The following is a 12,401-nucleotide window of genomic DNA, read 5'->3' as shown; positions in this document are numbered from 1 at the left end:
ATGAAAGTTAGCATCATAATTCCAACCTACAATAGATCTAGTCAAATCACAACATTATTAAAGTCCTTGGAGAGTCAAACTTATAAAGACTTTGAAGTAATAGTAGTAAATGATGGCTCTTCAGATAATACATTAGAAACTTTAAATAACTTTAAAGCTGATTCCCTGCTTAATATAACCATAATAAACTCTCCAAATAAAGGCAGAGCGGGGAGTAGAAATCTAGGTTCTAAACAAGCTAATGGTGATTTACTGATCTTTTTTGATGATGATGTTAGACCCAGTAAGTCTTGTGTAGATTCACATGTACAATTCCATAAATTGCATGGCGAAAATAATATTCTTGGAGGAGCATGTTTTTATGACGATTCTAAATTTAAAGATGATTTTAATTTCTTTCGAAAAGAAATGGAAAGCTCTTGGTATCAGAAAACTAATAAATATCTGAAATCTGAGTCGCTTAGGATTAATGGAGCAAATTTCTCAATACACAGAAATATTTTTGAAGGGGTAAATGGATTTGATGAGCGTTTAACTGACAAAGAAGACTTTGCACTAGCATACAGGGTTCATAAAATTTTTAAAACACAAGTTTACTTTTCAAGAGATACTTGGGTTTACCATGACGATTTTAAAGGACTGAAGGATTATATAAATCGAGCAATAGAGAGTAGAAAGGCAGAATTAGAAATGCTTAATCTTTATAGCGATCTAAAAGAGCTTGATCCTAAAAGGTTTATTACAAAACCTAGTTTCTTAAAATCATTTTTTTTCAACTTTTTTAAATTAAAGAGGGTAATAGATTTTTGTGACTCAAACCAAAATTTTCTTCTTTTACCAAAGTTTATTCGCTATAAATTTTATGATTTTATCATAACTGCAAATGTTGCATACGGAATATATTAAGGACAAAATAATACTTATTATATCACCTCAAAAATGGAGTGAAGTTAAGGTCTCAAAGCATTATTATGCAATAGAATTGACTAGTCTGGGGAATACTGTTTACTTTCTTAATCCACCAACCCCAAAATTGAAAGACATAAAGATTTCTGCGACAGAATACGAATCAATTAAATGTATTGATTATGGTGGATTCATTTCAGGTATTGGATACCTACCAAAATTTTTAAGGAATAAGATCTTTAGAAAAAAACTTCTTCAATTTGAGAAATTAATTGTCCGAAAAATAAATATAGTTTGGAGTTTTGACAACTCAGTTTTTTACGATTTCTCAGCTCTTCCTTCCCGTATAATAAAGATTTCGCATATCGTTGATTTTAATCAACATTTTAATATTGAACTATCATCTAGAACAGCTGATATTTGTCTGGGGTCTACTCGCCACATCGTTAAACGTTCTGAAAGGTTCAATAAAAATTCCTATTTTATCCACCATGGATATCTCCCTTCTTCCAATGAAAAAACTGTTGCTGGCAATAAGAAAGAGATCAATCTTAACTTGCCAGGTAACAATAAGATAAAGGCTGGATATGCCGGAAACTTAGATATTAAATATATTGATTGGAGTCTGCTAGAACATCTCGTCAATGAATTTCAAAATATTGATTTTGTCTTTGCCGGTCCATGGGAGGATGAAAAAAGAAAAAAGTTTATGGAGTCCAAGGCTAACTTTTTTTATATAGGTAAGCTTCCTTCAAATCGATTAACCAATTTTTATATGTTGACGGATATATTAATCATAACATATAGATATCAAGAATTTCCAGAACAATTGGCGAATCCTCATAAAATGATGGGCTATCTGGGGTCAGGCAAAATGATAATTAGTACTTGGTCAGAGGAATACTCCGAACTTAATGAAGAAAGACTTATATTAATGGCACAAGATAAAGATATATATACTCAATATTTTGGCAATGTGATAGATAATATGAATCTGTGGTCCTCAAACGAACTAACTAATAGAAGAAAAGAATACGCTTTAAACAATACGTATAGCAACCAGATAAAAAGGGTGGAGAAATTAATTTATACATAAATGATCTCTATTATAACCCCCTTCTATAATGCTCAGGATTATCTTAAAGATGCCATTCATTCTGTTCTCAATCAGTCTCTGGATGATTGGGAACTAATTCTCATAAATGATGGAAGCACAGATTCCTCCAAGAATATAGCTTTATCTTTTAATGACAATAGAATAAAATATTATGAACAGTCAAATAAAGGTGTAGCAGCAGCACGTAATAAAGGGCTAAGCATGGTAAGAGGTGATTTTATTACTTTTTTAGACAGTGATGATGTTTTACCTCCTAACAGCTTAAAAGCACGCAGGAAGTTGTTTGATGAAAACCCTCAACTAGCATTTGCTGATGGGATTGTCATAAAGAAATCTGCTGATATGAACACTGTTTTCGAAGAATGGAAACCTTCATTCCGAGGCAATCCATTGCATGATTTATGTAGATTAGGGGGACGATCATTTTTAGGGCTTACCTGGATGATAAAACGTAATCCCAACAAGAACTACAAATTTAATGAGTTCCTTACCCATAGTGAGGACTTACTTTTTTTTATGAAACTGGCACGTGATGGCAGTGAGTATACTTATACAGAAGAACCTACACTAATTTATAGACAATCGGAGAAATCAGCCATGAGTAATTTGGAAGGTCTAGAGAAAGGGTATCGCACAGTGGGTAGTATCATTAGAAACTGGAAAGAGATTGAGCAGGACGACTTTAAGCGTTATCAGTATAAATGGAGGAGAGCTATGTTTTTGGCTTATATTCGCAAAATGAAAATAATTAAAGCTGTTAATTCCCTATTCTAGTATGCCTACTATTTTTGTTTTTGCTTATTACAGTTATAAAGACCCAGTATTTCAAAGTGCAGTTCTTCCTTATTTGCAATTAAATTATTCTGAACCCATTAAGTTTATTTTGCTAACGTGGGAACAGCAAGCTTTTAAGCTTAACAAAGCTGAGCAAAATAAAATAAGAGCCTCTTTGAAGGAACAAAACATTGAATGGTACACCACCAATTGGCACTCAGGCAGATTTAAGCTTGTAAAAAAGATTTATGATTTTATAGCCGGTTTATTCATGAGCTTAAGATTGATCAGAAAGCACAAGTGTAAAAAAATATATTCAGAAGGATTTCCAGGTGCTATAATAGGTCATTATTTAAGTAAGCTGTCCAGAAAACCACATGCAATTCACACTTTTGAGCCACATGCGGATTATATGTTAGAATCCCAGGTGTGGGAAAAATCAAGCTGGGAATATCAATTTCTGAAAAAGATGGAAGTTCCGATTGCAAAAAACACACAACACATTATTACCGCAACTAAAGCTTATAAAGATATATTAATTAAAAAAGGAATTAAATCTCCTATCCATGTTATTCCGTCTTGCATAGATACTAACCAATACTATTTTGATCAGGAATCTCGAAACCAAATAAGGTCAGAATTAAAAATTGAGAATGATAAGATTGTGATAGCTTATTTGGGCAAAATTGGAGGAATGTATATGGAAGATGAATTATTTTCTTTTCTTAAAAAGTGCCTAGAGTACGATTCAGATAAATTTCATTTTTTTTTACTTACCAATTATTCTAATAACTTAATAGAAAATAAACTTGATAAATTTAATTTACCTCATAACAAGATTCACTCGAAATATTTAAAAAAAGAAGATGTTAATAAGTATTTATCTGCTGCTGATATAGGTTTTTGTGGTATTCGTGCTATACCTAGTAGAAGATACTCTTCACCTATCAAGAATGGTGAGTATTGGGCCTGTGGGCTACCTGTAATAATACCTGAAGGTATTTCGGATGACTATATTATCATTGATAAAGAAAACATTGGGGTCGTTTTTAATAAAATAGAGGAAATCTCGATTAGAGAAATAGAGGAGTTATTGCGATTGCCTAGAACTAAAATTAGGAAAATTGGCTTACGAGAAAGAGCAATCAGTGGCTATATTAGCAAGTGGGAAATGATTTTTACGAGTTAAATGAAATATTTCATAATACTTTTCTTAGTACTATCTATTCAAGTTAGTGCACAAATTTCTCCAGACTTTAATCTGCCAACAGGGGTATGTTTGGAAGAGCAGTTCCAGATTGAAAACACATCTGTGAATGCTGATAGTTATGAATGGGATTTCTGTTTTGAGGAATTCTCTACCTTAACCCCAAGTTTCGAGTCATTTTCAAATTCAGGATTAGCATTACCTTTTGAGGCAAGAATAATTGAAGCAGATACTAGTTCTTTCTTATTCGTACCTAATAGAAATAATAATTCCATAAAACGATACCACGTCTCTAGTGATTTTGAAGCTATCTATGCAGAATCATCAATTCAAAACGTGAGTACCTTCTTTCAGGAACCAATTTCTCTAGATGTAGTTCGGTTAGATGATAATTGGGTTGGTTACGGAGTAGATTTCGCACAAAGCAAAATTTATTCATTGGACTTTGGAGGTGATTTGAGTGCTGATCCTTCTATACAAGAACTACCTTTAAACAATATAAGCCTCAATAATCCTTCAAGAATAAAAATAGAGACCAATCAGGATTCCGTCTTTTTGTTTGTTAGTAATTTTGGAACAGCCAAATTATCTAAAATTGTAATTGATAAGGCTAATATAAATTTGCCGATAAGTGAGGATGAATATGCGATAGCTGGTGCTAATCAATTAGCCTCATTTGATATTTTAAATTTTAGTCCGAATCAGTGGATTATGCTTTTGGGCCAAGCAGGTGGAAACAATCTCATTAAGCTAAAATTTGCTAATTCACTTAATGCATATCCTTCAATTGAGAATTTACCAATTACTGGCGATACTTTCACCAAACCATCTGGCCCTCAATTATTTAAGGAGGGAGATAAGTACTACTCATTACTTGTGAATAGATTAGGAGAATTCTTTCTGTTGGATTTCGGAACTAATATAAACAATACACCAAATGTTACCAATTATGGTATTACAACAGGCTCAAATGCCAGTTGGTCTCTAGATGTTGTTAAAAATGATAATTCAAGATTTGTTGGATTCTTTACAAGATTTAATTCAAACCTGGCCATTAAACTTAGTTTTGATGACATATGTAATGCTATTCCTGTATATTCTACTAATGAAGAACCTATTGTTAAATTCAGTTCTTCTGGTACTAAAAGCATCAACCTAAATGCTTATAATTCTTTTGATGAAGTTGCTACTACTTCAAAATCAATTGAGGTAAATACCAGTACAGCTCCAACAGGTCAAATCAATATAAATTCAGCCTATTGCTTGTTAGATGATATAAACTTCACCTTTAATACTTCCGATAATATTAATAGTTATTTATGGAATTTCGGGGACGGAAACAATAGTATGGCAAGTAATCCGACATATCAATATGCAAGTGATGGTGAATATTTTATAACTTTAGAAGTAGAAAATACAGACGGTTGTACCAACATTTTTTATGACACCCTTGTCATCTTACCAGAGCCTCAGCCAGAGTTCTCAACTGCTTCTACTGAATATTGCACATTTGAAACAATTGATTTTAGTAACCTGACACCTTTCGATTTTGGAGAAAATGTTGAATGGTCATGGGATTTTAATGGAGAAGGAGTCAGTTCATTAAAAAATCCTGAGTTTACTTTTGAAATGTCAGGAACAAAAACGATTACCCTGGAAGCAACGGTTTTAGGATGTGTATCGACTTATCAATCAACCTTAGAAATAATTGATGGTCCACTACCAAATTTCAGTTATGATTACAACTGTCTAAATGAAACTATCCAATTTACGAACTTGAGTACAGGTACAACTATAACAGGTTACAATTGGGATTTTGGAAATGGACAAACTAGTACCATAGAAAACCCTCAAACAACCTATATTAATTCAGGAATCTACACTGTTACGTTAGAAGTAAGTAATGCCAGTGGGTGTGCCACCTCTACATCTCAAGCAATTCAAATTTATGATCAGATTATAGATAGTATTAAGGCCACTCAAGCTATTCAGAACCTACCTTTCAGATTAGGAGTGGACTGGCTAAATAGCTACGATAGCACACAAAACATAACCTATCAATGGGAGCTAAATGGTGAGATTCAAACAACCGATACTGCTACTTATAATCTTAGTGAAGGCATATACATAATTGATTTGACCGTAACAACGGCCAATAACTGTGTGTTTACAAAACAGCGTACTATTGAAGTTTCCGTGGCAGATGAACCTACTGTTGACTTCAATCTACCTGCACTTGTATGTTTGGAAGAGCGGTTCCAGATTGAAAACACCTCTGTGAATGCTGATAGTTATGAATGGGATTTCTGCTTTGAAGAATTCTTTACACTAACTCCAAGCTTCGAACCCTACATAAACCAAGGACTTTCAACTCCATTCGAAACTAGGATAATTGAAGCAGATACTAGTTTTTATTTATTCATACCTAATAGAGCTAGCAATTCTATACAAAAATACCACGTCTCTAGTGATTTTGAAGCTATCTATGCACAATCATCAATTCAAAACGTAAGTACTTTCTTTCAGGAACCAATCTCTATAGATGTAGTTCGGGTAGATGATAATTGGATTGGATACGCTGTAGATTTCACTCAAAGTAAAATCTACTCATTAAACTTTGGAGATGATTTAAACGCTGATCCTTCTATACAAGAACTTCCTTTAACCAATATAAGCCTCAATAATCCCTCAAGAATAAAAATAGAGACCAATCAGGATTCCGTCTTTTTGTTTGTTAGTAATTTTGGAACAGCCAAATTATCTAAAATTGTTATTGATAAGGCTAATATAAATTTGCCGATAAGTGAGGACGAGTATGTAATACCTGGTGCTAACCAATTAGCCTCGTTTGATATTTTAGAGTTCAGTCCTAATGAGTGGATAATGCTCTTAGGCCAAGTAGGCGGAAACAATCTCATTAAGCTTCAATTCACTTCCTCGCTTAATGCAGACCCATCAATTGAGAATTTATCAATTACTGGCAATACTTTCGTTAGACCTTCTGGACCTCAATTATTTAAAGAGGGAGATAACTACTACTCATTACTTGTAAATAGAGCAGGAGAATTCTTTAGGTTGGATTTCGGAAATGATATAAATAATATACCTAATGTAACTAACTATGGTATTACAACAGGCTCAAATGCTAGCTGGTCTCTAGATGTTATTAAAAATAATAATTCAAGATTTATTGGATTCTTTACAGACTTCAATTTAGATGATGTTATTAAAATTATGTTTGATGATGATTGCAGTTTAGATCAAGCTATTTCATACTCAGCTTCTCCCATATTAAACTTCAATTCATCTGGCACATACCCAATCACTCTAACTGCCTATCATCCTAACGGAAACTCAGCATCCCTTACAAAAGAAATTACCGTAACCTCAGATGTAGCACCAGAGATCAACACCCTGATAGCCAATAGCGAAAGATGCATTGGATCAACCATAAATTTTGAAGCCAACAGCCCAGATGACATTAGCAACTGGCTATGGACTTTCGGAAATGGAGACAGCGCTAATGTTCAAAACCCGAGCTATATATTCGACACACCGGGCACTTATGAAGTGGTAGTAGAAGGGGAAAGCATAAACGGCTGCACCAACAGACGCGTAGAAACAATTGAAATTTACGAACCACCCACTGTCACCTTTAGCGGATCTTCAAAAGGAGCACTTTGTTCGCAAAAACCTATTCAGTTTACCAATACTAGCAGCTTACTAACAGAAGCCTCGTTTGTTTGGGATTTTGGAGATGGCAATACGTCAGTAGAAGAAAATCCTGAGCATATTTATGCAGAAGCAGGCACCTATGAAGTTGCATTGGTTATTGAGATGGCCGGTTGTACCTCAAGCCTCACCCAATCAGTTGAAGTTAATCCGGGGCCTAACGTAAACTTTGTGGAAGCCAGCAACTGTTTCGGACAGGTAATTGAATTTAATAATATCTCCTCCGGGGAGTTTATAACGGGCTACTCATGGAACTTTGGAGATGGTAGCAGTTCCACTCAGCAAAACCCTGTCCATAGCTATGATACGCCTGGTATTAAAACTGTTGAACTTACCGCTTTTACTACCAACGGATGTAATTATACCATCACTGAAGAAATAGAAGTGTTTCCTCTTGCTGATGTTAACTTCACAGTAGATCCTGCCTGCGAGGATACTGAAGTTCAGTTTAATGAAGATATTAGTTTGAATAATGCCAATGTGGCTGATTACCTTTGGGATTTTGGGGTTACAGGAATCTCATCAGACATCTCGAACCTCGCCAATCCACTCTATGCTTATGAAGAAGCCGGCACCTATGAGGTAAGACTTCAAGTTACCACTGAAGATGGTTGTACAACATTTGAAACGAAAACCATTACAGTTAGCGAAAGTCCTGAACCAAGCATAAACTTTGCACCAAGTTGCCTGGGTGAAGAATTTATTTTTTCGGGCAATGATAATAATAACATTGAAAACCACTTTTGGAGCCTAAAAACTATTGAAGGAGATGAGTTAACCACTAGTACTTCTCCTTCTCTTACTTATACCTTTAGTGAATCTGGTAATTATATAGTTTCATACCGTCAGGAGACGGAGCAACTTTGTAGCAAAACAGTAGAAGAAGAAATAACCATTCTGGCTCCTCCTACTGTTGCTTTTACAGTACAGAATCAATGTGTTGGCAGTCCTATTCAGCTAACTAATAACTCCACCTTAAATGGCAACCAAGTCTCCTCTTATAAATGGTTTCTCGATGATGAACTTTTTAGCACTGAAGAAAACCCAATGCTTACTACAGAGGATGCCGGAAGTGTTGAGATCAGACTGGAAGTAGAAACGGAAACAGCTTGTATGGTGAGCACAAGCCAAACAATAAATATAGCCAACAGCCCTAATCCAATTTTCAATTTATCTTCACCCATCGTGGCAGTTCCTTACGATTTAAACCTAAGCGCATCTTTAAATTCAGGAGAATCAGCAAAATGGTATCTCAATGATGAGTTAATTTCTGAAAGTGCAAACCTAGTACAGACTATTGATTCTGTGGGCTTATATTTTGTAAGCCTTGAAATTAGCAATGAGCAAGGTTGTACCGAAACAATGAATAAGCAGCTAAGTGCCCGCAAGCCAGAATTAAATATTGCCCTCAATAATATTCAAGCTATTGAGGGTAACGGCTTTACTGAATTCATTCTAACCTTAAGTAACAAAGGCAGTCTGGTCCCTGACTACTATAACCTATCGCTTAATTTTGGTGAATATTCAGTGACGGAAAGGCTAGAAACAGAAATATTACCGGAAAAGCTTAAGAATGAAAGACTAAGTGTGCAGCTCTCCCCGGAACAATTATTAGGTGTTGATAGAGTCTGTGTTGAAGCTGTGGCAGTAAAAGGTGCTTTTGAAGAAAGTAATACTGCTGACAACAGAAGTTGCATCAATATTACAAGTGCCTTTAACGTTTTACCGCTTTATCCTAATCCCTCTAAAAACAATATTACTATTCCAATAATCATCCCGCAAAGTGCTTCGGTAGAATTCTTGATAGAACAAAGTGACGGTAAAACTGCTAAACAATTTAATAGACCTCTTGAAGCCGGCTACAACGAAATTACGCTCTCAAAGGACGACCTAAAAGAAGGCATCTACTTTGTTCGTATCCGCTACAACCAAAATGAAGTGGTTAGAAAAGTTGTCTTCTACTAAGGCTTAAAGGTTATGATAGACAGGCAACTGTTCTAAAATATCCTGAACCATAGCTGCTAAATCATATTGATGTTTCCAATTCCAGTCTGCTCGGGCACGGCTATCATCAATGCTATTAGGCCAGGTATCAGCTATTTTCTGTCTATAATCAGGATTGTATGAAATAGTAAAATCGGGTTTATGCTTTTTTATTTCCTCAAATATTTGTTGTGGCGTAAAGCTGATAGCCGAAAGGTTGTAGCTTGATCTTACTTTTACGTTTTCAGACGGAGCTTCCATTAAATCTATTGTAGCCTTAATAGCATCAGGCATATACATCATAGGCAAATAAGAATTTTCCGATAGGAACGATTCAAAATGCTCTCCTTTAATAGCTTTATGAAAAATATCAACTGCGTAGTCAGTAGTTCCTCCTCCTGGTAGTGCCTTATAACCAATCAGACCAGGATATCTTAAACTACGGACATCAACCCCATACTTTTCAAAGTAATATTCACACCATCTTTCTCCAGCCTGCTTACTAATACCATAAACGGTGTTAGGATCCATCACGCAGTCTTGCGGTGTATGATCTACCGGAGAAGTAGGTCCAAAAACGGCAATGGAGCTAGGCCAATAAACCTTATTCAGCTTCTTCTCACGCGCAATTTCTAAAACATTTAATAAGCTTTGCATATTTAACTGCCAGGCAAATCGAGGATTTTGCTCTCCCTTGGCAGATAAAATTGCTGCCAATAAGTACACCTGAGTAACCTTATACTGATCAATGATAGCGGCTAGTCTGTCTGCATCCGTTGCATCTAGCATTTCAAAAGGACCTTCATTAAGCTGTGCGTTGCCAGGTTTATTTATATCCGAAGCGATAACGTTTGCATTACCATGAATACTTCTAAGTTCAGCAGTTAATTCCGTACCCAGTTGGCCCGCAGCACCAATAATCAATAAGGTTTCTGATGTCATATTCTCAAAATTTTGCACGAATCTCGTTAAAAAAACGGAGCTATAAAACTATCCTTGCTAACAATAAGGTAATGATGGTGTTCAGATATTGTTTAATACTATATTAATGGAATTTTCATCTGCTTTATCGTGTTGGATAGCGGTAATAGTGAAAGAGCTTATTTAGAAAGATGATAAATAAGATTGACAGCATTAATAGGTTTCTTTTCTAAGCACTTAAACATTATTTTTGCGTATTGGAATAATTAGTATGTATCAGCATTTTAAAGCCTTAAGTTTATCATTTAAAAACACCCCTATTCACATTAGGGAGGAGGTTTCTTTGAATGAAACTGTAAGTAATCGGATATTGAATTACTTAAAGGAATTCACATCAGCTACTGATGTGTTGATACTATCAACCTGTAACCGAACAGAAATATATTACCTCAATGAGGCTGATTTGTCGGAAGACATCATCAAACTTATCGGGATAGAAAAAGGTATTGACAATGTAGAGTCAGTCAAGCCTTATTTCAATAGCATTGTCAATCACGAAGAAGCCGTTAAACATCTATTCGATGTTTCAATCGGTTTAGAAGCTCAAGTGGTAGGCGATATTCAAATATCTAACCAAGTAAAAAGAGCTTATCAGGCATCAGCAGATTTAGATCTGGCCGGTCCTTTTTTACATAGGTTAATGCACACTATTTTCTTTACTAACAAAAGAGTGGTGCAAGAAACTCCTTTTAGAGATGGAGCTGCTTCTGTTTCTTATGCAGCAACAGAACTTGTAAAATCACTCACCGCAGAAATATCTCAACCGAAGGTATTAGTTGTTGGTGTTGGAGAAATTGGTGAAGATGTTTGCCGTAATTTAATTGGAGCTACTAACATTTCCGTTAAAATCACCAACCGAACTGAAACCAAGGCAAGACAGCTAGCGGCTGAATGCAATTTTGAAACTTTGGATTTCGATTTACTTTGGGAAGGTGTAAATGAAGCAGATGTAATCATCTCGTCAGTGGGTGCGGACAAAGCATTATTCACAAAGGAGAAAGTTTCTGCTTTAGACATATTAAGCTTTAAATACTTTATAGACTTATCTATACCAAGAAGTGTAGAAACTGAAGTGGAAGAAAATCCTGCTGCAATAGTTTATAATGTTGATAGCATTAAGAGTAAAGCTGATAGTGCCCTGGAAAAAAGAGTGAAGGCTATTCCTCAAGTAGAGCAAATCATTGCTGAATCGATAGAAGAATTCAATGATTGGTCGAAAGAAATGATTGTTTCGCCAACTATCAATAGTTTGAAGAATGCCTTGGAACAGATCAGGCAAGAAGAGTTGGCAAGGTACTTGAAGAATGCCAGCAAAGAACAAGGCGAAATGGTAGAATTGGTAACTAAAAGCATGATGCAAAAGATCATCAAACTACCGGTACTTCAGTTGAAGGCAGCTTGTAAAAGAGGAGAAGCCGAAACTTTGATAGACGTATTAAACAGTCTGTTCAACCTTGAAAAAGACACTGAAAAACTAAATAAATAGAAACAGTTTGTTCGTTAAGGTGTCATCTCTATTTTTGTAAAAGATTAAAATAAAAAAAATTATGTTTTTCGATATTCCTGTAACTGAAGGTGCTGATACTTTTTTCTGGATTGTAGCTGGCTTAGTAGGCCTTGTAAATGCTATTGCATTTATTGATAAAAGAAATACAGATAAAGAATCTGACTCAAACGCTTAATTCTATTAAGCTTTTAACC

8 protein-coding genes are annotated in these 12,401 nt (G+C 35.1%); 7 read left to right on the top strand and 1 reads right to left on the bottom strand.

All coding sequences use genetic code 11. From position 1 onward, the window contains the following. The 5 genes from JKP34_RS03585 (at position 1) to JKP34_RS03565 (ending at position 9,701) form a co-directional block, all read left to right on the top strand. Entirely contained in the window at positions 1 to 906 is a 906-nt protein-coding gene (locus JKP34_RS03585; protein WP_201917790.1) for a glycosyltransferase family 2 protein, read from the top strand. Next, positions 884 to 2,002 carry a glycosyltransferase family protein gene (locus JKP34_RS03580; RefSeq protein WP_201917788.1) on the top strand — a complete coding sequence of 373 codons (1,119 nt, stop codon included), beginning with the start codon at positions 884 to 886 and terminating at the stop codon, positions 2,000 to 2,002. Before JKP34_RS03585 ends, JKP34_RS03580 begins: the two co-directional genes overlap by 23 nt. Beyond that, positions 2,003 to 2,797: a glycosyltransferase family A protein gene (locus JKP34_RS03575; protein ID WP_201917786.1), complete on the top strand. Its 795-nt coding sequence runs from the start codon at positions 2,003 to 2,005 to the stop codon at positions 2,795 to 2,797. It begins immediately after the preceding gene. A 175-nt stretch (positions 2,798 to 2,972) separates the two neighbouring features. Then, positions 2,973 to 3,986 carry a glycosyltransferase gene (locus tag JKP34_RS03570; protein ID WP_201917784.1) on the top strand — a complete coding sequence of 338 codons (1,014 nt, stop codon included), beginning with the start codon at positions 2,973 to 2,975 and terminating at the stop codon, positions 3,984 to 3,986. Next, positions 3,987 to 9,701, top strand: a complete 5,715-nt coding sequence (locus JKP34_RS03565) for a PKD domain-containing protein (protein WP_201917782.1) — start codon at positions 3,987 to 3,989, stop codon at positions 9,699 to 9,701. A 3-nt stretch (positions 9,702 to 9,704) separates the two neighbouring features. On the opposite strand, the gene JKP34_RS03560 is transcribed toward JKP34_RS03565, so the two are convergent. Then, the gene (locus tag JKP34_RS03560; RefSeq protein WP_201917780.1) at positions 9,705 to 10,661 is read right to left on the bottom strand and encodes an NAD-dependent epimerase/dehydratase family protein; all 957 of its coding nucleotides are present in this window, start codon (positions 10,659 to 10,661) and stop codon (positions 9,705 to 9,707) included. A gap of 250 nt (positions 10,662 to 10,911) precedes the next feature. Between JKP34_RS03560 and hemA the strand changes: the two genes are divergently transcribed. Both hemA and JKP34_RS18275 read left to right on the top strand, forming a co-directional pair. Beyond that, a complete protein-coding gene (gene hemA, locus JKP34_RS03555) occupies positions 10,912 to 12,186 on the top strand; it encodes a glutamyl-tRNA reductase (protein ID WP_201919288.1) in 1,275 nt (424 codons plus the stop codon). A gap of 61 nt (positions 12,187 to 12,247) precedes the next feature. Further along, positions 12,248 to 12,382, top strand: coding sequence for a hypothetical protein (locus JKP34_RS18275; protein ID WP_262895647.1), 135 nt, complete (start codon positions 12,248 to 12,250; stop codon positions 12,380 to 12,382). Positions 12,383 to 12,401 lie beyond the last annotated feature (19 nt).

This window comes from Marivirga atlantica (assembly GCF_016734805.1).
In the GTDB taxonomy this organism is placed as follows: Bacteria; Bacteroidota; Bacteroidia; order Cytophagales; family Cyclobacteriaceae; genus Marivirga; species Marivirga atlantica.
Note: the sequence above shows the minus strand (reverse complement) of the source record. Positions and strands in the feature narration are given on the sequence as shown.

Bases quoted from the DNA above. Each gene is read 5' to 3' on its own strand.
- JKP34_RS03585 (WP_201917790.1), top strand. From the start codon at position 1: ATGAAAGTTAGCATCATAATTCCAACCTACAATAGATCTAGTCAAATC.
- JKP34_RS03580 (WP_201917788.1), top strand. From the start codon at position 884: ATGTTGCATACGGAATATATTAAGGACAAAATAATACTTATTATATCA.
- JKP34_RS03575 (WP_201917786.1), top strand. From the start codon at position 2,003: ATGATCTCTATTATAACCCCCTTCTATAATGCTCAGGATTATCTTAAA.
- JKP34_RS03565 (WP_201917782.1), top strand. From the start codon at position 3,987: ATGAAATATTTCATAATACTTTTCTTAGTACTATCTATTCAAGTTAGT.
- JKP34_RS03560 (WP_201917780.1), bottom strand. From the start codon at position 10,661: ATGACATCAGAAACCTTATTGATTATTGGTGCTGCGGGCCAACTGGGT.
- hemA (WP_201919288.1), top strand. From the start codon at position 10,912: ATGTATCAGCATTTTAAAGCCTTAAGTTTATCATTTAAAAACACCCCT.
- JKP34_RS18275 (WP_262895647.1), top strand. From the start codon at position 12,248: ATGTTTTTCGATATTCCTGTAACTGAAGGTGCTGATACTTTTTTCTGG.